This window comes from Methylopila henanensis, from assembly GCF_042681025.1.
Lineage (GTDB): Bacteria > Pseudomonadota > Alphaproteobacteria > Rhizobiales > Methylopilaceae > Methylopila > Methylopila henanensis.
The window spans coordinates 218,067-237,829 of the sequence record NZ_JBHUER010000003.1 but is presented as its reverse complement, the minus strand read 5'-3'; the positions used below and the strand labels follow the sequence as shown (position 1 = coordinate 237,829).

Below are 19,763 nucleotides of genomic sequence, written 5' to 3'. Positions count from 1 at the left end.
CTCAACTCCCCGCCGCGGCCTCGCGTTCTTCGATCAGCTTCTCGAGACTTTCGAGCCGGTCGGCCTCATGGGGCGGCTTGTCCCAGCGGATGCGGGCGACGCGCGGAAACCGCATCGCGACCCCCGATTTGTGCCGCGCGGACTTCGCTATCCCCTCGAAGGCGATCTCAAGCACCAGGCCGATCGCCTCGGTGTGGGTCACCTCGCGCACCGGCCCGAAGCGGTTCACGGTGTTCTTGCGCACGAAGCGGTCGAGCTCGACCAGTTCCTCGTCGGTGAAGCCGAAATAGGCCTTGCCGACCGGCGTCAGCCGGGGACCGTCGGCGTCCTCGGTCCAGACGCCGAAGGTGAAGTCGGAATAGAACGACGAGCGCTTGCCATGGCCGCGCTGGGCGTACATCAGCACCGCGTCGACCGTCATCGGGTCGTGCTTCCACTTGAACCAGAGCCCCTTCGGCCGGCCGACGACGTAAGGGCTGTCGCGACGCTTCACCATCAGGCCCTCGACGGCCGCGGCGTCGGCGCCCGCGCCGGCCGAGGCCGGGTCGAGCCGGGCGGCGGCGAGCCCGTCCCAGTCGTCGAACGGCACCAGCGGCGACAGGTCGACCCGCGCGCTCCCCTCCCGCGCCACGAAAGCTTCCAGCCGCTGGCGGCGCTCGACGAAAGGCAGCCCGCGCAGGTCCTCATCGCCGTCGAACAGCAGGTCGTAGGCGCGGATGTGGGCGGGAAACTCGGCGGTCAGCTTCGGCGTCACCGCCTTGCGGTTCAGCCGCTGCTGCAGGACGTTGAAGGTCTGGACCCGCCCCTCGCGCAGGATCAGCAGCTCGCCGTCGATCGCGCCGTCGAAGGTCAGCGCGTCGAGCAGGTCGGGGAACGCGGCCGAAACGTCTTCGCCCGAGCGGCTCCACAGCCGCGCCACATGGCGCCCCTCGGCGTCACGGCCGGCCGAGGCCTGGACGCGAATGCCGTCCCACTTCCACTCCGCCACGAATTCCGCCGGGTCGAAGGCCCGGAAATTGGCGTCCTCCAGCGGATGGGCGAGCATCGGCGGGCGGAACGGCGCCGGGTCCTCGGCGTTCGGGCGCTCGGCGCGGCCTTCGACCCAGGCGAACAGGTCCTCGTAGGGCGGCGCCAGTCCCGGCCAGACGAGCTCAACGTCGTCGGGCGCGATCCCCTCGCCGAGCGCCGCCACCGCGGTCTTGGCGAGCCGGGCGGAGGCTCCGATCCGAAGCGAGCCGGTGATGAGCTTCAGCAGGGCCCAGCGCCCGGTCTCGTCCAGCGCGTCGAGCCACTGGGCGAGGCGCTTCGGCAGGTCGAGCTTGGCGGTCGACGCCAGCCCCTCGACGATCTCGGACAGCGGCGGCGCGCGGTTGGCGCGGGTCTCTCCCGGCCACATCAGCGCGACGGTCTCGGCGAGGTCGCCCACGTAATCATAGGACAGCGCAAACAGCTCGGGGTCCGCGCGCTCCATGATCAGGCCGCGGATCAGCCCGGCCTTGGCGTGGCGGAACGACAGCGCGCCGGTGATCGCCGCAAGCGCCCAGCCGCGCTCGGGGTTCGGGGTCTCTCTGAAATAGTCCGCCATCAGCCGGACCTTGGCGTTGCGCCGGGGCTCGTAGGAGAGGCGATCGAGCAGGAAGGCGAAGCGGTTCATGGGGCTGCGCCCTCCCCCTCCGCCGCCGGCTCGTCCGTCTCGCCTTCGTCGCCGTAGCCGACGAGCCTGAGCGGCCGCGCCTTGAGCCCGGCGGTCCCGCACCAGTGGACCAGCGCGTCCTCCTCGCCGTGGGTGACCCAGATCTCGCCCGCCCCGGTGTCGAGGATGGTCCGGCGCAGGTCGTCCCAGTCGGCGTGGTCGGAGACCACCAGCGGCAGCTCGACGCCCTTCTGGCGCGCCCGCGCCCGCACGCGCATCCAGCCGGAGGCGGCCACCGTGACGGGGTCCGGGAACTTGCGCGCCCAGAGCTCCCGGAGCGCCGACGGCGGGCAGATGACGATCGCGCCGGCGAGGTTCTTTCGCTCCGCGGACTTAACCTGTTCGGTCAATCCGAGGTCAATTCCGAGGTTAACGTAGGTTTCGGTCACCCGGACCATGGCGCCGTGCAGGTGGATCGGCCGGTCCCAGCCCGCGATCCGCAGCAGCTTCATCAGCCGCTGCGCCTTGCCGAGCGAATAGGCGCCGACGAGATGGGCCCGGTCCGGGAACAGCGCGACGCTGTCGAGGAGCTTCGCGACCTCGTCGCCGGCGTCGGGGTGGCGGAACACCGGCAGGCCGAAGGTGGCCTCGGTGACGAACAGGTCGCAGGGGACCACCTCGAACGGCGCCGCGGTCGGATCGGCTTGCCGCTTGTAGTCGCCGGATACGACTGCCCGGAACCCTTTCCACTCGAACAGGATCTGCGCCGCGCCCAACACATGGCCGGCGGCGTGGAAGCTGACCGTGACGTCGCCGATCTTCGTCCGGGCGCCGTAGGGCGCCGGCTGGCGCGTGGCGCAGAACGCCTCGCCGTAGCGCGCAGCCATGATGGCGAGCGTCTCCGGCGTCGCCATCACCGCGTCGTTGCCGGGCCGGGCGTGGTCGGCGTGGCCGTGGGTGACGAGCGCGCGGGCGACCGGCCGCATCGGGTCGATGTGGCAGTCGGCCGGCGGGCAGTAGAGCCCTTGGGGGGTGGGGACAAGCAGGTCTTCGGGGCGCATGCCCAGAGACAGATAAGCCGCGCGCGGCCGGAAAACAGACGGCGGCTCAGCCGTAGCGGCGCGCGGCCTCCAGCGTGAGGCCGAGGCCGACGGAGCCGAACACGTCGCCCTCCACCGGCCGCGCCGCCGGCACGGCGCCCAGGATCGCGGCGCGCACATGGGGGATGCGGGTGGAGCCGCCGGTGAGGAACACCGCGTCGATCCGCTCCGGGCCGACGCCGGCGGCCGCGAGGCAGCGGCCGATGCGCTCCGCGATCTTCGCGGTCAGCGCGCCGGTGTGGCCGACGAAGCGCTCGCGCCGCACCGCGGCGGCGAGCCTCGGCTCGGCCCAGCCCAGCGGCACGGCGGTCTCCTCGGTCTCCGACAGCCTGATCTTGGCGCCCTCGACCTCGGCCGCGATCCCGTGCCCGCCCTCGCTCTCGATAACCCGGATCAGCCGGTCGAGCAGCTCCGGCCGGGCCGCCTCGCGGCGCGTCTCGCGGATCTGGCGCACGGCGCGGCCATCGTAGAGCTTGTTGATGCTCGACCAGGTCGCGAGCTCGTGGAACCAGCTCGACGGCGCCTCGAGCTCGCGGCGCTTCATCGGCGAGCGGAAGCCGAGCAGCGGCATGACCTCGCCCAGGCTCAAGCGGCGGTCGAAGTCGACGCCGCCGACGCGCACGCCGTCGTTCGCCAGGATGTCGGCCGCCCGGTCGTCGCGGCCGCGCCGGTCCGGCGACAGCCGCACCACCGTGAAGTCCGAGGTGCCGCCACCGATGTCCGCGATCAGCGCCAGCTCCTCGGCCGCCACGCTGCGCTCGTAGTCGAGCGCGGCCGCGACCGGCTCGTACTGGAACGACACCTCGCGAAAACCGACCGACTGCGCGATCTCGCGCAGCGTGGCTTCCGCGCGGGCGTCGCCCTCGTCGTCGCCGTCGACGAAATGCACCGGCCGGCCGTGGACGACCGCATCGAGCGACGCGCCGGTCGCGGCCTCGGCGCGGCGCTTCACGATCGCGAGGTAGCTCGCGATCACGTCGCGGAACCGCACGCGGTCGCGGCCGACCTGGGTCGCCTCGTCGATCAGAGAGGTGCCGAGCACGGACTTGAGGCTGCGCATCAGCCGGCCCGGCTCGCCGTCGAGATAGGCGCTCATGGCGGCTCGCCCGACCTTGGCCGCGGCGGTCGGCGCGAAGAAGATCGCGCTCGGCAGCGTGACCTCTCCGCCCTCGAGCCGCGCAAGCTCGGCTCCCAAGGCTTCGGCTTCCTCGGCGCGGGCGAGCCCGAGCGTGGTGTTGGACGTGCCGAAATCGAGGCCGCAGGCGGTCATGGGAAAGGTCGGGGCTCTGGACGAAGGGCGCGTCTTCTACCCGCCCTGCCGGCCGGCGTCCATGCCCAACCGAACTGTTCGATCACCGAGTCAAACGGCCTCTTTCGGCCGTTGAACCGGGCTCTGAATCCGTCAGGAAACTCAAATCGCGCTCGGGTCTGGAGCCTAAGTTAAAATCCTGACTCGACTTCCATAAGAGCCAGCCTCCATTCTCCGAATTGCGTGTAAAATACTGATCCGTATCGTCATGATTCTCAGCATCATCGGACTTTTTCTTGCCTTGTTTGTGCTGGCTATCGAGTGGCAGCGCATCCAAGAGCACGTCAACCGTACCGGCGTCCCCCCTCCGTCCTCAAATGCTGGTCGTCGCATCAGACGAAACGCTAGGCGCAAGGGGATCAGCGAGGAAGAAGCCTACCGAAACTGGTTGGCTTGGCATCAGAGGCATAAAAGGATATCGCCCACTCAAGCGAACCAACTCAATCTCCAGGCGCTCTATCCCCGCTCGACGTCGAATTCCAACCACCGGAACCTTGAGGCCGAACACCGTGCCGAGTTACGTGACTTACAGCGAGCCGAGGAAATACGTCGCCAGAACGAAGAAGAGATCCGTATAAAAGAGGAGAGGCGCCAAGGGCGTACGCCTTCCCCTACAGGCCAAAACGCTGTCGCTGAGGCGAAGCTTAGAAGCCTCTCGAGAGCGGTAGCACGGAAGCCCTAATCTACTAGAACTTTTGACATTTGATCAGATACAAACAGAGGGTTGCACTCGACTTTTTTAGTCTCAAGCCTTAAACGCCCATTCAAAGCGACACTTCAGATGCATTCACAATTTTGAACTTCGTCTCACTCGTCCATTCAACATCTCCTACATAAAATTTATATGCGCCGTCTTTCTGATAGAACTTCAAATACTCCCCAAGCGCTGCAACATCGTCCTCCCAATCCACGGTCATATAAAGCTCGACCCCGGCGCGCGTAAGATTTACGCTTTCAAAGGACTTTTCCATTCCCGGAGCGAGGGGATATTTTGCAATAATCCCCTTCTCTTTTAGACCGACCACCAAGCATACATTCTCATTTAAAGGCATTGCATTGGAGCATGTGCCGCCCACACCGGCAATAATTCCAGCCTCCTGAAGCAGCATTAAATGCTTTGCAAACCCGTCCGCCGACACAACTTTTTTTGCGATGTATTTCCTATAAACAACATATGGAAACAACGCGGCGCATGAATTCACAACACTCTGATCTGCTACTGAGAGCACCTGAAGCGTCTGAAGTGATATAGATCCAGGCTTTCTTATTTCACCTTTAAGAATTCGCGCCCAAGTATTTCGCATGCAAGCAGAGCTTGCTCTCTCGGCATAATCTGTAAAAACGTTCATCCAATCATCGTCAATTTTGACCTCATCGGCTACTCGATCAGAATCATGAACGTTTTCGCTCGCAATTTGTTCGATCGCTAGCTTTGCAACCTCCTCGCGATTTTCCTGTTTTCGTAGTTCGTCTCGGACTAGGCGGTCGAGCGCCATCTGCACGAGCGCGTGATCGCCTACGACTGCCTTGGCTGACTCTGCTCCAAGCGCCTCAATCACCTGCGATCTGGCCCCGGCATAATCTCTAATCCGTGCAGCCCGCTCCTCGCCCTTTGCTTTGGCGATATCGACCCACGCCGCCGCTGCTTCAGCCGAGCCAGTCACTAGGATGGCGATAGCTCTTGCGACGCCTGGGAACTTCAGCCAGTCGAAATCTTTGATCGTCGCAAGCCACGTACTTCCGGACGGCTCGATACCGGACATTTTTGACCCCCAGCTTCCACGCCGAGGTTAGATTACTCCCTCGATTCTCAAAATCGGTTTTGCAAAGCCGGAGCGACTGCAGCGAGAGCGCATAGAAGGCTCCCTGCGATATGAGTCTGCGCATGTCGCCCGCGGTAAAAACGCGACGGCTTCACGAAAGCCCCCTTAAACTTCTTGTAAGCGCACGGTGCACGATGTTTCCCAGCGCCGGACGCTAGGGAGCATTTCCGCCCCTTCAGCGCCCTCACCCGCCGATCTTCGCCATGATCTCGTCGGAGATCTCGTAGTTGCCCCAGACGTTCTGGACGTCGTCGTCGTCGTCGAAGGCGTCGAGCATCTTCAGCAGCGAGGCGGCCTTGTCCTCGTCGAGGGCGGTGGTGGTCGAGGGCCGCCACACGATCTTGGTGCTCTCGGCCTCGCCGAGCGCGGCCTCGAGCGCCTTGGAGACCTCGTTCAGGTCCTCGAAGGCGCAGGTGACGACGTGGTTCTCGTCGTCGGACTCCACGTCCTCGGCGCCGGCCTCGATCGCGGCCTCCAGCACCGCGTCGGCGGTGCCGGCCTTGGCGGGATAGACGATCTCGCCGACGCGGGTGAACATGAAGCCGACCGAGCCGCTTTCGCCCATCGCCCCGCCGGCCTTGGTGAAGTAGGAGCGCACGGCGGCGGCGGTGCGGTTGCGGTTGTCGGTCAGCGCCTCGACGATGATGGCGACGCCGCCGGGGCCGTAGCCCTCGTAGCGGACCTCTTCGTAATTGTCGGCGTCGCCGCCGGCGGCCTTGTTGATGGCGCGCTGGATGTTGTCCTTCGGCATGGACTGCGCCTTGGCGGCGGCGACCGCGAGCCGGAGGCGCGGGTTCATGGCCGGGTCCGGCAGGCCGGACTTGGCGGCCACCGTGATCTCGCGCCCGAGCTTCGAGAACAGCTTGGCCCGCACCGCGTCCTGGCGGCCCTTGCGGTGCATGATGTTCTTGAACTGTGAATGCCCGGCCATGATCGCTCCGACGTCGTTCCGGGAACGTCGCTCCGCCGCCGCGCTCGCGCGACGCTCCGGCGGACGGCCGCTCCAATCCCTGAGGTGGGCGGCGTTATATGATTCTCACGCGCCTGAGGGAAGACCGTCAGCCGGCGGCCGCGAAGGCGCCGGCGACGTCCTCGGGGGTGACCTCGACCGTGGGCTTCAGAAGCTTCACGGCTTGCGTCTTCCGGCCGACGCGCATGACGAGCACCACCGTCTCCGCGCCGCCGCAGGCCGGGTCGCCGCAATCGATCTCGCTGACCGTCACGGCGTCATCCTCGCCTAGCGCAAGCGCGGCGCGGACCAGCCCCGCGACCCGGCGCGAGGCCTCCGCGCGGCCGGGATCCTCGGACTTGGCTTTGAAGAACAGCGGCATGATGGAGGGGAGATAAGCTCAGGCCGCGTCCCGGCGCCAGAGGGGGAAGGGATCGGGCAGGCCGGGATAGGCCGCCCAGTCCGGCGCGGTCTCGTCGCGGCCCACGAGCGCGGCCTCCAGCGCGGCGCGGAGCGGCACCTCGTCGAGCCCCACGCCGATGAACACGAGCTCCTGGCGGCGGTCGCCCCAGCCCTCGGCCCAGCGCGCGCCGAGCCAGCCGCGCCATTCCTCATGCTCCGGCCAGTCGCGGCGCGGGACCGCGGCCCACCACGTGCCCGCGCCCTCGGTGCGGCAGATCGCGCCCGCGAGCGACATCTCGCCGGCCCAGTCCGGCCGCGTCGCGAGCCAGAAATGCCCCTTGGCGCGCACCAGCCCCGGCCAGGTCCGCTTCAGGATCGCGTCGAACCGCTGGGGGTGGAACGGCCGGCGGGCGCGGAACACGAAGCTCGACACGCCGTATTCCTCGGTCTCGGGCGTGTGGTCGCGGAAGCCGAACAGCTCCTTCGCCCACATCGGGTTGCGGCGGGCGCGCTCGAAGTCGAACCGCCCGGTCCCGAGAATCTTCGACAGCGCCACGCGCCCGAAATCGGCGTCGACGATCTCGGCGTCGCCGTTCAGCGCGCGGATGACGCCGCGCACGCTCGCGCGGGTGGCGGCGTCCACGGCGGACGCCTTGTTCAGCACCACCACGTCGGCGAACTCGATCTGCTCCACCAGCAGGTCGACGAGCCTGCGCTCGTCGCCCTCCCCCGCCGTCTCGCCGCGGTCGCCGAGGAAGTCGCGGCTGCCGTAGTCCTTCAGCAGGTTGGCGGCGTCGACCACCGTCACCATCGTGTCGAGCCGGGCGACGTCCGACAGCGAGACGCCGTCCTCATCGCGGAAGTCGAAGGTGGCGGCCACCGGCAGCGGCTCGGAGATTCCGGTGGACTCGATCACCAGATGGTCGAAGCGCCCTTCCTCCGCGAGGCGGCGCACCTCGGTCAGGAGATCGTCGCGCAGCGTGCAGCAGATGCAGCCGTTGGTCATCTCGACCAGCTTCTCCTCGGAGCGCGACAGGTCCGAGCCGCCGCGCACGAGGTCGGCGTCGATGTTCACCTCGGACATGTCGTTGACGATGACCGCGACCCGGCGGCCCTCGCGGTTGGCGAGGATGTGGTTCAGCAGCGTCGTCTTGCCGGCGCCGAGGAAGCCGGAAAGCACGGTGACGGGCAGGCGGGCGTCGGGCATGGCGGCGCGATCCATGTTTAAATGTTATAACATAACATATCGAGACGAGACCGCGCGGACAACCCCTGCGCCGCCGCGCAAACCGTCGCGGCAGGCCGGCGCGGCGGGCGGCGCGAAGGCGGCCGATCGGCCTGCACCCACGAAAACAGTCGCGCTCGGGCGTCTCGCCTGCTAGACGCGCAACCGTTCCGCCCGCCTGCAACAGTCCCCGCGTGCCTGCCCGATGTCGCCTCTGGTCCCGATCCCGCCGAGCCTGCTCGACCGCTTCGAAGCGGCCGGCTTCGCGCGCGCCGAGCCTTCGATCCTGCAGCCGGCGGAGCCGTTCCTGCATGTGATGGGCGAAGGCCTGCGCGCGCGGATGTTCCTGACGAGCGACGGCGACGGCCGCGACCTGTGCCTCAGGCCGGACTTCACCATCCCGATCGCGCTCGGCCACATCGCGGGCGGCGATCCGGCGCGGGCGGCCTCCTACTACTACGCCGGCCCGATCTTCCGTCACCGCCGCGGCGGCGGCGGCGAGAGCGCGCAGGCCGGCGTCGAGAGTTTTGGCCGCGCTGACGCGATCGCGGCCGAGACCGAGATCCTCGCGCTCGCGCTCGAAGCCGCCGCCCTGCTCGGCGAACCGGCGCCGATCATCCGGCTGGGCGACCTCGCGCTGATCGCGGCGGCCGTCGAGGCGCTCGACGCAGCCCCCGCGTTCCGGCGGCGGCTGAAGCGCGAGATCACCTATGGCGAAAGCCTCGACGCGCTGTCCGCCGCGACGCCGGCGCAGGCGGCGCGGGCCGGCCACGCCGGCCTTTTCGCGGCGCTCGACGCCGCCGGCCCCGAGGCCGCGCGCGCCGTGATCGAGGACGTGCTGTCGCTCGCCGGCATCGCGGCCGTCGGCGGCCGCACGCCGGCCGAGATCGCCGACCGCTTCATCGAGCAGAACGCCGCAGGCGGCGCCGCGGGCCTCTCCGCCGAACAGCGCAAGGCGCTGACCGACGTTCTCGCCGTCGACGCCGACGCGCGTACGGCGGTGGAGCGGCTGCGGGCCCTCGCCGCCGGCGGGCTCGCGATCGGCCCGGCCGTGGAGCGGCTTGGGAGCCGGATCGAGGCCTTCGCGGCGGCCGGCCTTCCGGTCGAGCGCATGCGCTTCGCGAGCCGTTTCGGCCGCAAGCTCGACTACTACACCGGCCTCGTGTTCGAGCTCGGCCGTGACGGCGGCGACGGGCCGCTCGCCGGCGGCGGGCGCTATGACGGGCTGCTCGGCGCGCTCGGGGCCGCTCCTGCGCCGGGCGTCGGCTTCTCGCTCTGGCTCGACCGTTTCCCCGGAGCCGCGCGATGACCGGACCGCTGATCCTCGCCGTGCCCTCCAAGGGGCGCCTGCAGGAGAACGCGCAGGCGTTCTTCGCCCGCGCCGGCCTCAACTTCGTGCGGGCGAACGGCGCGCGCGAGTATCGCGGCGCGATCGCCGACCTGCCGGACGTCGAGATCGCCTATCTGTCGGCCTCCGACATCGCGGGCCAGCTCGCGAGCGGCGCCGCCCATCTCGGCGTCACCGGCGAGGACCTGATCCGCGAGCAGATCCCCGACGCCGCCGGCCGCGTGAAGCTGCTGCAGCCTCTCGGCTTCGGCTACGCCGACGTGGTGGTGGCGGCGCCGAAGGCCTGGATCGACGTCCGCACCATGGCCGACCTCGACGACGTCGCCGCCGACATGCAGCGCCGCCACGGCCGGCGGCTGCGCGTCGCGACCAAGTACCTCAACCTGACGCGCGGCTTCTTCGCCTGGACCGAGCCCGGCGGCGGGCGGGCGCGCACCAGCGTCTCAAACTACCGGATCGTGGAGAGCCTGGGCGCGACCGAGGGCGCGCCCGCCGCCGGCGCCGCCGACGTGGTGGTGGACATCACCACCACCGGCGCGACGCTCGCCGCGAACGCGCTCAAGGTGCTCGACGACGGCGTCATCCTGCGCAGTCAGGCCCAGCTAGTGGCGAGCCTCGGCGCGGACTGGGGCGCGCCGGCGCGCGCGGCCGCCCGCACCATCCTCACCCGCATCGCGGCCGAAGTGCGCGCGCGCTCCATCCGCGAGGTGCGCGCCCGCTTCGACGCCGGCGTGGAGCGGGTGCTGATCGACGTCGCCGCCCGCTTCGACGCCCGCGCCCCGTTCGGGCCGCCGGCGCCGGGCGCGCCGCTGGTGCTGCACGCGCCGAAGAAGGCGCTGTTTCCGCTGGTCGAGGCGCTCGCCGCCGCGGGCGCCGGCACGGTCACCGTCGCGACGCTGGAAGACGTGTTCGAGCCGAACCCGCCTCTGGTGGCGAGCCTGTTCGACGCGATCGGGGAAAAATAAAAAGGCGGAGCCGCTTCGGGGGGGTAGCGGCTCCGCCTCTGTCCAGGCGCTTCGGTCGGGGGGGTCCGAAGGCCCGATCAAAAGCTCTTCTCGAGCTTTCGGTCGGACAACGCGAACCTCGGCCCGCGGTTCCCGGTCCGCGCGAAAAAAATGCGCCGCCGTCGTCCGGCCGCCCGATCAGGTCGGGGGCGGAGCCGCGCCGAGATGGCTTTCCAGGAAGGCGATGGTGCGGTCCCAGGCGAGGTCCGCCGCCCTCTTGTTGTAGCGGGCGGGATTGGCGTCGTTGTTGAAGGCGTGGTCCGCGCCCTCGTAGATGAAGAGCTCGAAGGGCTTGTCCGCGGCCTCGAGCGCCTTCTTGAAGGCCGGCACGCCCGCGTTCACCCGCTCGTCGAGGCCTGCGTACTGCAGCAGCAGCGGGGCCTTCACCTCCGCCGCCTGCTCGTCGGGCAGGGTCGGGCCGTAGTAGGACACCGCGGCCTTCAGTTCGGACGAGGCCGCGGCGAGCCGGTTCGCCATGCCGCCGCCCCAGCAGAAGCCGACGGCGCCGACCGAGCCGTTCGCCTCCGGATGCTGCTGGAGGAAGGACACGGCCGCGACCAGCATGGCGGTCGCCTTCGCGGGATCGAGCCCGCCAATCAGCTCGCGAGCGGCGTCCTCGTCCTCAGGCGTGCCGCCGACCGGCGACAGCAGATCGACGCCGAACACCATGAACCCCGACACGGCGAGCCGGCGGCAGACGTCCTGGATGTGCGGATTGAGTCCACGGTTCTCGTGGATGACGACGACCGCCGGCCGCCGACGTCCCTCGGCCGCCCCGCGAGCCAGCAGGCCCTTCACCGGGCCGTCCGGACCGGCGTAGGTCGCGGTCTCGATCTTCAGGCGACGGTCGTCCGGCGCGACGATGGCCGCGCGGGCGTAGTCGTTCGACAGCGCCGACAGCAGCGCCTGCGCCGCGGCCGTCGAGCCGGCGAGCGCGGTCAGCCGCGCCATGAAACCGCGACGGTCGAGCTCGCCATGGGTGAAGCGATCGTAGAGCGCGATCGCGCTCCGGTCCGGTCTCGGCGTCATCAACGTCCTCGGGCCTTGGCCCCAGCGCCGACGTGGCGCGGGAGACCCGGAGACTACACGCTGCGGCGCGCGAAAACCGCCCTCACCTAGAAGTCATCGCGGCGGCTGCACCGCCCGCGCCACGGCCTCGAATTCGGCGCGGCGGGCGTCGAAGTCGGACCGCGCCGCCACGCACACCAGCGTGGTCCGCCCCTTCGGCGTGTCGAGCAGCACGAGATAGGAGCGCGCGTCGGGGGCCTGCGTCTCGCCTTCCGCGGCCTTGATGTCGCCGATCACCGCGGCCCCGGCGAGCCCGGCCTGCTCGAACGGATCGACCGAGGCCACGTCGTAGTAGAGCGCGAGCGTCGCCTTGATCAGATCGGTCCACTCCGGCTTGGCGGTGAAGGCGTTGATCTCCTCCTGCGTCAGGCCGGCGTTCTGCGGACTCGCCTGGAAGCCGACCCGGCAGCCGGGCTCGTCCGCGCCGGTCTTCTTGACGTTGAAGGCGGCGGCGTAGCGCTGCCCGCCGTCGATCTTCTCGACGGAGTAGCCTGCCGGCGGATCGATCGCGAGCCCGCTCGCCTCGTCGCGCACCGGCTCGGCCGCCGCCGCCAGGGGAACGATCGCGAGGCAGACGGCGGCGAGACGGCGGAAACGGACGGCCATCGGGACTCCGGCGATACGCGACGCGCGCCTTAGCCGGCGCGCACGCCGGCTAAAGTCCGACGTGACGCCACATTAGCCGAGCCGTGCGGCGACCGTGAGGAGAACCAACGGCTAGGGTCCGCACGATCGTGATGAAGCGAGCGGCAATGCTCCCCACTCGCCCCTCATGTCTGCGCCAAACTGCGGAAAAATGGCATCCGCGTGCCCTGGAACAGGATAGCGGCGTTGAGGGAAATCCCTCATTTCCCCCGCGTTGGCCGATGTCTACCTTGCGAATCCAACCAGGAGAAACAGGATGAGCATCCTGCCGCAGAGCAAAAAACCACAGCCGGACGAGGCCGAATTCAACGCCTTCTTCCCGTCTCCTTATTCGCTGTCGCAATACACCAGCCCGAAGAGCGACCTTGAGGGCGCCGACTACCCGCGCCCCTATGCCGGGGCGCGACGTATTCTTGTCATCGGAACCGACGAGCGATACCTCAAGACTCAGAACGGCACGATGTTTTCGACAGGCAACCACCCGGTCGAGACGCTGGTGCCGATGTACCACCTGCACAAGGCTGGATTCGAGTTCGACATCGCCACCGTGTCGGGCAACTCGGTCAAGTTTGAGTTCTGGGCCATGCCCAAGGAAGATGAGGCGATCACGGGCCTGCATAAGGCCTATCTTGAGCAGTTCCAGCAGCCCTTGAAACTCGCCGACGTGCTCGCCGGACTGGGGCCCGACAGCGACTATGTCGCGGTGTTCATTCCCGGCGGGCATGGCCCGCTCGTGGGCCTGCCGTTCAGCTCGGAGGTCGCCGATGTGATCCGATGGACTCTCGACAACGATCGGCACCTCATCTCGATCTGTCACGGTCCGGCCGCCTTCCTCGCCTGCGCGCCCAAGGCGGACGGCGACGTGTTCCCGCTGGCGGGGTACGCGATCACCGCCTTCCCCGATGCCGCCGACCGCCTGACGCCGGACATAGGATACATGCCCGGCCAATTGACCTGGCATTTCGGCGAGAAGCTGAAAGCTCTCGGGGTCGACATACTCAACACGGAGGTGAACGACGCGACCCACCAGGACCGCAAGGTGCTGACCGGCGCCAGCCCCTTCGCCGCCAACAATCTCGGCAAGCTCGCGGCCGGGGCGCTGCTGGCCGAGGTCGCGCAAGGCTGAGCATGGGCGGATCGGGCCTCACGGCGACCGCCGCGGCGGTCGCCGCCATAGAGCGGAGCGAGGATATGGACTCCCTCCGCTCAGCGGTCCGGGGGCTCGCCGGACCGCTCGGGTACGACCGCTTCGTCCTTTACGCCTCGCCGCCATCCGGCGACGGCCTCGTCGAACGGCTGCTTTGGCTGGAAGGCGACTGGTTCGGCGATAGCGGACAGGTCGAGCCTGAAACCTATCTTGCGCGATGCCCGGTCAACCGGCACGTGCTGGAGACCGATCGCGCCTTCTTCTGGACCAAAACGGGCGCGCCGGACCAGGAAAGCTATCGGGTCGTCAGGCGCCCGAGCGGGCCCGGCGTACACGGCCTTCAGGTTCCGATCTTCGGGCATAGCGGCCTGATCGGCGCCATGTCCTTCGGCGGCGAGACTATCGACAGCGCGATTGAAACCCGATTGGCGCTGACGCTGGCGGCGACCGCCGCCTTCCACGCAGCGCGGCGTCTCTGGCCGACCGTGTCCCCCGCCACGCCGCGCCTCTCCGACCGCGAGCGGGAAATCATGCGCTGGATCGCCTCCGGCCGGCGACAGGCGGACATCGCGCTGCTGCTCGCGCTATCCGAACGGACGGTCGAGAATCACATGCGCCGCGTCCGCAAGCGTCTCGGCGCCGCCAGCACAGCCCAGGCCGTGCATCTGTTGGTCCGCGCAGGCGAACTGGAACCGTAGCGGCGGGCGGCGCGAGATCGACGGCGGCAGAAGGCTGCGCCTTCTGGAGCAGGAGCGTCAGCCGTCGATCCACGGAATGGCCGGCTTCGCGATCATCAGCCAGAGGATCGCCGCGACGAAGCCGAAGGCCGGCGCGCCGCACGCGAACCAGAGCCGGAACAGCCGATGGTAGGCCCGCGGCAGCTCCCCGCCCCCGGCCGCCGCAGCCTGCGCGAGCTTTCGCATCCGCGCCTGCATCCACACCACCGGGAGCCAGAGCGCGCCCGTGGCGACATAGAGCGCGAGCGAAAGCGCGATCCATCCCGTCGTCAGCGGCCACCCCAGAAGGTGCGCCAGCGCGGCGCCGGTGAGCGGCTGCAGCACGACCGCGGACGCGGTGAAGATCGCGTCGGCGATCACCACGGTCCCCGCCACATGGGCGACGAGACGCGCGTCGCCGGAGCGGTGGGCCATCAGCATGAAGAACGCGATGCCGGCCCCCGTTCCCAGCAGCACGGTCGCGCCGATCACATGCAGCCAGCGCAGCGCGTCGACGAACGACGGGGTCATCGCTCCTCCTCGATCGCGAGCGCGACCAGCGCGAGCACCGCGGCGGGGAAGATCTTGACCATCGGCCCGAGCGGGTCGAGCCAGAGATCCGGCGCGAACGCCGCGGCGCCGAGCGCATAGAGGCCCGAGACCGCGATCATGCCCCAGGCGGCGGCCACATGCGCGCGGCGGAACAGGATCGCCACGCCGAGCGCGACGTCGACGACGCTTCCGAGCAGGACCGCGAGCCCCGCGGCCGTCTGCGGCGCTCCGCGCACGACGAGGATGTCGGCGGCCTGCTGAAAGCGCACGAGCCCGATCAGGCCCGACGCCGCCCAGAACGCCGCGAGCGTCAGAATGATCACGGGTTTGAGCAGGAACATGCGCCCGAACCACCGCTCCTGGACCGTGGAGGGCAGCGTCCGCAAGGTGGCCGCGAGACTTCGGACGGGCGCTCCCGCCGCGGCCCGCCACGGCGCCGGATCGCCGCGCACGCCCGCTTCGATCTCGCGCAGCGCCGCGCTGCGCATCGGCGGCCGCCACCCCAGCGCGCCCGCCAGGTCTCCGCCCCGGAACAGCAGCCGGCCGAGCCAGCGCGGCGCGTTCAGCGTCCGGGCCGGCGGGCGGTCGAGCGCCGCCCGCCACGCCGCGACGACGCCGCCGAGCGTGTAGGCCTCGTCCTCCACGAGATCATAGGCCGCGCAGGACGGAATCTCGCCGGCGAGCGCCTTCCGCACGGCTTCGGCGACCTCGTCGACCGGCGCCGTCTGGATGGGCGCCGCGCCCTCGATCAGCGGCGTCGCCCAGGGCGCGTTCGCGAGCCCGCGCAGCAGCGCGGTTCCGCCATAGGCCGCCGCCCCGATGACGAGGCCTGGCCTTAAGATCACCCAGTCGAGCCCGGACCCGGCGAGCGCCGCGTCCGCCTCGCCCTTGGTGCGCAGGAACGTCGTCACGGCGTCGGGCCGCGCGCCGACGGCGGATATCTGCACGAAACGCCGGACACCCGCGGCCGCGCAGGCGCGCTGCAGCGCCAGCATGGCGTCGCGGTGCACCGCCGCCACGTCGTCCCGTGCGCCGTCCTGCAGCGCGCCGGCGCAGTTCGCCACCGCGTCGACGCCCCGCAGGAACGGCGCCCAGTCATCCGGGCTCAGAAGCGCGGCGATGTCGGCCGAGCGCCATTCGATCTCGGGCCGCGAACGACGCCCCGCGCGCTCGGACCGCCCGAGCCCAACGACGCGCCAATCCGCCACCAGCAGGCGATCCGCCACGGCGGCGCCGATCAAGCCGTAAGCTCCGAGCACAAGAACGCGCATGCCGCCGCCTCCTTGGCGCCGGCATAACACGCGGGAGCCAGCGGCGGCCGCGAATCCGTCCGGCGAACAGGCCCCCGTCCGTGACGCTCCGGCGCAGGATTTCCGCGCTGACCGTGCCCAAAGTCGAACACGAATCCGTGAACGAGGCCGCGGGATACCGCGTGGGACATCGGCCCGTCACCGCCCGCGCACGATCCTTGCCCGGACGTTCGCGCCAGAGCCGATCCGGCCCTGGCTACGCCCGGAACGAACCATCCTTGCAGGGGACCGCTCGCCATGCTCCGCCATCTCGCCCTCGCCGCCACGGCTCTCGCGGCCGTCTCGCTCGCGGCGCCCGCCTTCGCCGCCGAGATCGACAACTCCTCGATCGGCAAACCGGAGTTCCGGGAGCACAAGACGACCTACGGGCTCGTCTACACCCTGCCGAAGGACGCCAACGACGTGCTCGACGCCAAGATCCGCGGGCCGCTGAAGGCGCGCCTGCTGGAGCTCGGGCTGAAGGCCGAGGCCGAGCTCCCCAACATCCCGCACATCACGGTCGTGCACATCCACAACGCCGATCCCGAGACCCCGGCGGCGATGCTGAAGGTCCTGCCGAAGCCCCCGGCCCCGCTCCAGATCACGCTCAAGACCTTCTATACGACCGAGGCCGCCAAGGGCGCGGGCCGGCCGTGGTGGCTCGATCTCGGCGTGGTCAAGGAGGGCAAGGCCTATGACGACATGATGGCCTACAGCGTGACCGCGACCGCGGCGCTCGCGCCCTTGCGCGACGGTCCGCTGCCGCGCGTCACCGGCCCGGTCTACGCCGCCATGGGCGACGCCGGAAAGGAGCTGGTGCGCACCGTCGGCGTCAGCGGCGTCAACGTGATCAAGGACGGCAAGGCGACCGCCTCGCACAACCCGCACAACACGCTGGTCTATTCGATGGAGCCGTTCGCGACGTTCAAGGCGCCGATGGACGAGACCGCCGCGGAGTTCAACAAGCTGCTGCCGGACGGCTTCCAGACCACGCTGAAGACGGTCTCGATCGTGGAGCTGCAATTCTCCGGCAACGTGGTGCGCGAGATCTATCGCATCAGCCTCGAGGACGGCTCCGTGACCGACGTCGCGACCGGAAAGGCCGTCGCGGCGCGCTGACCGCCGACCCCAGCGTCCGCCGCGAAGCCCCCCGCTTCGCGGTGGATCGCTCGCCCGAAAGGCTTGAGGTCGCCCCCGGCTCGGACAGATAGAAGGGCGTCACGCCGCCGCTTCGGGCGCGCGCAAGCGGGGGATCGCGCCAGACATGCCATCCGGGGGCGTCAAACGGCCGGGAGACACGTTTTCGAGGACCGTCATCGCGCCGGTCAGCCTGCTCGTCGCCGTGATGATCGTGGCCTGCATCGCCGCCGCCGTCTGGGTGGCCCAGCGCCAGACCGCGGACATGCAGGCGCGCGAACGCGCCCTTGCGGAGACCGCCCTCGCGACCCGCGCGGCCGCTCTCGAGAAGACGACCAACGACTACGCGCACTGGGACGAAACCTACGACCGGGTGGCCAAACAGGGCGACGCGGAATGGTTCGGCGAGAACGTCGTCCGGCCCGCGACCGATGAATACGGCGCGCATCTGGTCGCCGTGGTCGACGGCGAGGGCGCCGTCGTTCTGGGCTCGCGCGACGGCGCCGAGATCAGCGGCCCCCTCGCCGCAATCCTGCAGGGCGGCTTCGGCGTCCTTGCCCACCGGGTCGGGGCGGACGGCGGCGTCGAGACGGCGTCCGGGCTGCTGCTGCTCGACGGCGCGCCGGCCCTGGTCGCGCTCTCGCGCATCCGGCCCTACGCCGAGGACCGGGGCGCCGAGCCGGCCGAGCCGAGAATGCTGGCGCTCGTCGACCTGCTCGGGCCCGCGCAGCTCGAGGCGCTGTCGAAGGCCTACCTGCTCCCCGGCCTGCGGGTGGCGAAGGCCGCCCGCCACGACGCCTCGGTGCGGATTCCGACCGCCGACGGAAAGGGCGCCGTCGCCTTCGCCTGGCGCGGCTCCGATCCCGGCGCGGAGCTTCTGCGCAGCCTGCTGCCGATCATGCTGGCGCTGCTCGTCGCCTTCGCCGCGCTCACCGCCTACGTGCTGCGCCAGGGCAAGGCGGCCGCGATCCGGCTCGGCGAGAGCGAGCGCCGCGCGCTGCTCGACCCCCTGACCGGGCTGCCGAACCGCTTGGCGCTGTTCGCCCGCGTCGAGGGCATGATCGGCTCGCCGCGGAACGACGGCTTCGCGCTCGCCTATCTCGATCTCGACGGCTTTAAGCAGGTGAACGACGAGCACGGCCACGGGCTCGGCGACGCGGTGCTGAAGGAGGCGGCGCGCCGCATGTCGCTGGCCCTGCGGGACGGCGACCTGCTGGTGCGGCTCGGCGGCGACGAGTTCGCGCTGCTGCTGCCGGGGCTCACCGACGCCGGCCCGCTTCGGCAGATCGCCGAGCGGGTGATTGCGCACGTCGGCGAGCCGATCGAGATCGACGGCGTGACAGTGCGCGTCGGCGTCACCATCGGCATCGCCGTCTCGCCGGCCGACGCCCGCGACACGCTCGAGCTGGTGACGATCGCCGACGCCGCGCTCTACCGCGCCAAACGCAGCGCCAAGGGCACGGTGCAGTTCAGCCTGACGGCGTGAGCGCCGCGATCAGCGCCGCCGCGTGGGGCGACGGCGGACCGCCGCGCCGGGTCGCGATCACCAGCCCCCGCGCGGCCCACGCGTCCGACAACGGCGCGACGCCGAGCGCCATGGTCCGGCCCGCCCTCGCCGCTGCGGCCTCCGGCGCGACCGCGACGCCGACGCCCTGCTCCACCAGCCGGAACACGGCGTCGAAGCCGCGCACCTTCACACGCGCCGGCAGCGCCCGTCCGAGCCGCCGCGCCCGCCCGGCGAGATAGTCCTGAAGCGCGCCGCCGGAGCCGAGCCCGACCTGGGGATGATCGAGCGTCTCGGCGAAGGCGACCGCCCGCCGCGCCGCGAGCGGGTGGCCGTGCGGCGCGACGAGCGCGAGCGCGTCCCTGCGGAACGGGGCAAGGACGAGGTCGCCATGGTCGACCTGATCGGACGCCACGCCGAAATCGACGCGGCCCGCGGCGACCGCCTCGTAGATGTCGGCGCTCGACGCCTCCTCCAGCTCGACGTCGATGCGCGGGTTGGCGGCGAGGAACGCGCCGAGCGGAGCCGGCAGATGCTCGGACACCGCCGAGGTGTTCGCCATCATCCGCACGACGCCCCGCAGCCCTTCGCCATGGGCCGCGAGTTCCCCGCGCATGCGCTCACAGGCGGCGAGAATCTCGCGGGCGTGCCGCGCGAGCGCCTGGCCTGCGGCGGTTGGAACGACGCCGCGATGACGCCGCTCCAGCAGCGGCGCGCCGCCAGTCGCCTCCATCCCGCGGATGCGTTCGCTGGCGGAGGCGAGCGCGAGGCCCGCGCGCTCCGCGCCCGCGGTGATGCTGCCCGCCTCCGCCACATGCAGGAAGAGACGCAAATCCGCGAAGTCAAAGCGCATGGCGCGTTCCGTTTTCCTCTGGATTTACCGAAGGCCGTTTTCCGAAACTCCACATTGCG

Annotated in this window: 18 protein-coding genes; 6 read left to right on the top strand and 12 right to left on the bottom strand. The window is 69.9% G+C overall.

Features of this window, described 5'->3' with window-relative positions:
- Position 1: 1 nt before the first annotated feature.
- From ACFSCV_RS05775 to zigA, 7 genes are all read right to left on the bottom strand, one after another.
- The gene (locus ACFSCV_RS05775; protein WP_378797881.1) at positions 2-1,654 is read right to left on the bottom strand and encodes a cisplatin damage response ATP-dependent DNA ligase; all 1,653 of its coding nucleotides are present in this window, start codon (positions 1,652-1,654) and stop codon (positions 2-4) included.
- Positions 1,651-2,694, bottom strand: coding sequence for a ligase-associated DNA damage response exonuclease (locus ACFSCV_RS05770; protein ID WP_378797878.1), 1,044 nt, complete (start codon positions 2,692-2,694; stop codon positions 1,651-1,653). Before ACFSCV_RS05770 ends, ACFSCV_RS05775 begins: the two co-directional genes overlap by 4 nt.
- A gap of 46 nt (positions 2,695-2,740) precedes the next feature.
- Positions 2,741-4,003, bottom strand: coding sequence for an Hsp70 family protein (locus ACFSCV_RS05765; RefSeq protein WP_378797876.1), 1,263 nt, complete (start codon positions 4,001-4,003; stop codon positions 2,741-2,743).
- 803 nt (positions 4,004-4,806) lie between these two features.
- A complete protein-coding gene (locus tag ACFSCV_RS05760) occupies positions 4,807-5,805 on the bottom strand; it encodes a DUF2806 domain-containing protein (RefSeq protein ID WP_378797875.1) in 999 nt (332 codons plus the stop codon).
- A 244-nt stretch (positions 5,806-6,049) separates the two neighbouring features.
- A complete protein-coding gene (locus tag ACFSCV_RS05755) occupies positions 6,050-6,796 on the bottom strand; it encodes a YebC/PmpR family DNA-binding transcriptional regulator (protein WP_378797873.1) in 747 nt (248 codons plus the stop codon).
- Positions 6,797-6,923: 127 nt separating this feature from the next.
- Positions 6,924-7,196 (bottom strand): hypothetical protein, encoded by a 273-nt coding sequence (locus tag ACFSCV_RS05750; protein WP_378797871.1) that lies wholly within the window; start codon positions 7,194-7,196, stop codon positions 6,924-6,926.
- Between the two features lie 18 nt (positions 7,197-7,214).
- Positions 7,215-8,423: a zinc metallochaperone GTPase ZigA gene (gene zigA / locus ACFSCV_RS05745; protein ID WP_378797869.1), complete on the bottom strand. Its 1,209-nt coding sequence runs from the start codon at positions 8,421-8,423 to the stop codon at positions 7,215-7,217.
- A 223-nt stretch (positions 8,424-8,646) separates the two neighbouring features.
- Between zigA and ACFSCV_RS05740 the strand changes: the two genes are divergently transcribed.
- Together ACFSCV_RS05740 and hisG are read left to right on the top strand one after the other, a co-directional pair.
- A complete protein-coding gene (locus ACFSCV_RS05740; RefSeq protein ID WP_378797867.1) occupies positions 8,647-9,750 on the top strand; it encodes an ATP phosphoribosyltransferase regulatory subunit in 1,104 nt (367 codons plus the stop codon).
- Positions 9,747-10,754 (top strand): ATP phosphoribosyltransferase, encoded by a 1,008-nt coding sequence (gene hisG, locus ACFSCV_RS05735; protein WP_378797865.1) that lies wholly within the window; start codon positions 9,747-9,749, stop codon positions 10,752-10,754. The genes ACFSCV_RS05740 and hisG overlap by 4 nt, the downstream gene beginning before the upstream one ends.
- Positions 10,755-10,931: 177 nt before the next feature.
- On the opposite strand, the gene ACFSCV_RS05730 is transcribed toward hisG, so the two are convergent.
- Both ACFSCV_RS05730 and ACFSCV_RS05725 read right to left on the bottom strand, forming a co-directional pair.
- Entirely contained in the window at positions 10,932-11,822 is an 891-nt protein-coding gene (locus ACFSCV_RS05730; protein WP_378797863.1) for a dienelactone hydrolase family protein, read from the bottom strand.
- Positions 11,823-11,915: 93 nt separating this feature from the next.
- Positions 11,916-12,467: a hypothetical protein gene (locus tag ACFSCV_RS05725; protein WP_378797861.1), complete on the bottom strand. Its 552-nt coding sequence runs from the start codon at positions 12,465-12,467 to the stop codon at positions 11,916-11,918.
- Between the two features lie 295 nt (positions 12,468-12,762).
- Here ACFSCV_RS05725 and hchA point away from each other — a divergent pair, with 295 nt between their 5' ends.
- Both hchA and ACFSCV_RS05715 read left to right on the top strand, forming a co-directional pair.
- Positions 12,763-13,632: a glyoxalase III HchA gene (gene hchA, locus ACFSCV_RS05720; RefSeq protein ID WP_378797860.1), complete on the top strand. Its 870-nt coding sequence runs from the start codon at positions 12,763-12,765 to the stop codon at positions 13,630-13,632.
- Between the two features lie 2 nt (positions 13,633-13,634).
- Positions 13,635-14,351, top strand: coding sequence for a PA1136 family autoinducer-binding transcriptional regulator (locus ACFSCV_RS05715; protein WP_378797858.1), 717 nt, complete (start codon positions 13,635-13,637; stop codon positions 14,349-14,351).
- 57 nt (positions 14,352-14,408) lie between these two features.
- On the opposite strand, the gene ACFSCV_RS05710 is transcribed toward ACFSCV_RS05715, so the two are convergent.
- Both ACFSCV_RS05710 and ACFSCV_RS05705 read right to left on the bottom strand, forming a co-directional pair.
- On the bottom strand, positions 14,409-14,900 hold the full coding sequence (locus ACFSCV_RS05710; protein WP_378797856.1) for a DUF2269 family protein: 492 nt from the start codon (positions 14,898-14,900) through the stop codon (positions 14,409-14,411).
- On the bottom strand, positions 14,897-16,192 hold the full coding sequence (locus ACFSCV_RS05705; RefSeq protein WP_378797854.1) for an SDR family oxidoreductase: 1,296 nt from the start codon (positions 16,190-16,192) through the stop codon (positions 14,897-14,899). The genes ACFSCV_RS05710 and ACFSCV_RS05705 overlap by 4 nt, the downstream gene beginning before the upstream one ends.
- Positions 16,193-16,468: 276 nt before the next feature.
- Here ACFSCV_RS05705 and ACFSCV_RS05700 point away from each other — a divergent pair, with 276 nt between their 5' ends.
- Both ACFSCV_RS05700 and ACFSCV_RS05695 read left to right on the top strand, forming a co-directional pair.
- The gene (locus ACFSCV_RS05700; protein ID WP_378797852.1) at positions 16,469-17,329 is read left to right on the top strand and encodes a hypothetical protein; all 861 of its coding nucleotides are present in this window, start codon (positions 16,469-16,471) and stop codon (positions 17,327-17,329) included.
- 145 nt (positions 17,330-17,474) lie between these two features.
- Positions 17,475-18,833, top strand: a complete 1,359-nt coding sequence (locus ACFSCV_RS05695; protein ID WP_378797850.1) for a diguanylate cyclase domain-containing protein — start codon at positions 17,475-17,477, stop codon at positions 18,831-18,833.
- On the opposite strand, the gene ACFSCV_RS05690 is transcribed toward ACFSCV_RS05695, so the two are convergent.
- On the bottom strand, positions 18,817-19,704 hold the full coding sequence (locus ACFSCV_RS05690; protein WP_378797848.1) for a LysR substrate-binding domain-containing protein: 888 nt from the start codon (positions 19,702-19,704) through the stop codon (positions 18,817-18,819). The two genes, ACFSCV_RS05695 and ACFSCV_RS05690, sit on opposite strands and share 17 nt — an antisense overlap.
- Positions 19,705-19,763 lie beyond the last annotated feature (59 nt).

Bases quoted from the DNA above. Each gene is read 5' to 3' on its own strand.
- ACFSCV_RS05775 (WP_378797881.1), bottom strand. From the start codon at position 1,654: ATGAACCGCTTCGCCTTCCTGCTCGATCGCCTCTCCTACGAGCCCCGG.
- ACFSCV_RS05770 (WP_378797878.1), bottom strand. From the start codon at position 2,694: ATGCGCCCCGAAGACCTGCTTGTCCCCACCCCCCAAGGGCTCTACTGC.
- ACFSCV_RS05765 (WP_378797876.1), bottom strand. From the start codon at position 4,003: ATGACCGCCTGCGGCCTCGATTTCGGCACGTCCAACACCACGCTCGGG.
- ACFSCV_RS05760 (WP_378797875.1), bottom strand. From the start codon at position 5,805: ATGTCCGGTATCGAGCCGTCCGGAAGTACGTGGCTTGCGACGATCAAA.
- ACFSCV_RS05755 (WP_378797873.1), bottom strand. From the start codon at position 6,796: ATGGCCGGGCATTCACAGTTCAAGAACATCATGCACCGCAAGGGCCGC.
- ACFSCV_RS05750 (WP_378797871.1), bottom strand. From the start codon at position 7,196: ATGCCGCTGTTCTTCAAAGCCAAGTCCGAGGATCCCGGCCGCGCGGAG.
- zigA (WP_378797869.1), bottom strand. From the start codon at position 8,423: ATGCCCGACGCCCGCCTGCCCGTCACCGTGCTTTCCGGCTTCCTCGGC.
- ACFSCV_RS05740 (WP_378797867.1), top strand. From the start codon at position 8,647: ATGTCGCCTCTGGTCCCGATCCCGCCGAGCCTGCTCGACCGCTTCGAA.
- hisG (WP_378797865.1), top strand. From the start codon at position 9,747: ATGACCGGACCGCTGATCCTCGCCGTGCCCTCCAAGGGGCGCCTGCAG.
- ACFSCV_RS05730 (WP_378797863.1), bottom strand. From the start codon at position 11,822: ATGACGCCGAGACCGGACCGGAGCGCGATCGCGCTCTACGATCGCTTC.
- ACFSCV_RS05725 (WP_378797861.1), bottom strand. From the start codon at position 12,467: ATGGCCGTCCGTTTCCGCCGTCTCGCCGCCGTCTGCCTCGCGATCGTT.
- hchA (WP_378797860.1), top strand. From the start codon at position 12,763: ATGAGCATCCTGCCGCAGAGCAAAAAACCACAGCCGGACGAGGCCGAA.
- ACFSCV_RS05715 (WP_378797858.1), top strand. From the start codon at position 13,635: ATGGGCGGATCGGGCCTCACGGCGACCGCCGCGGCGGTCGCCGCCATA.
- ACFSCV_RS05710 (WP_378797856.1), bottom strand. From the start codon at position 14,900: ATGACCCCGTCGTTCGTCGACGCGCTGCGCTGGCTGCATGTGATCGGC.
- ACFSCV_RS05705 (WP_378797854.1), bottom strand. From the start codon at position 16,192: ATGCGCGTTCTTGTGCTCGGAGCTTACGGCTTGATCGGCGCCGCCGTG.
- ACFSCV_RS05700 (WP_378797852.1), top strand. From the start codon at position 16,469: ATGCTCCGCCATCTCGCCCTCGCCGCCACGGCTCTCGCGGCCGTCTCG.
- ACFSCV_RS05695 (WP_378797850.1), top strand. From the start codon at position 17,475: ATGCCATCCGGGGGCGTCAAACGGCCGGGAGACACGTTTTCGAGGACC.
- ACFSCV_RS05690 (WP_378797848.1), bottom strand. From the start codon at position 19,704: ATGCGCTTTGACTTCGCGGATTTGCGTCTCTTCCTGCATGTGGCGGAG.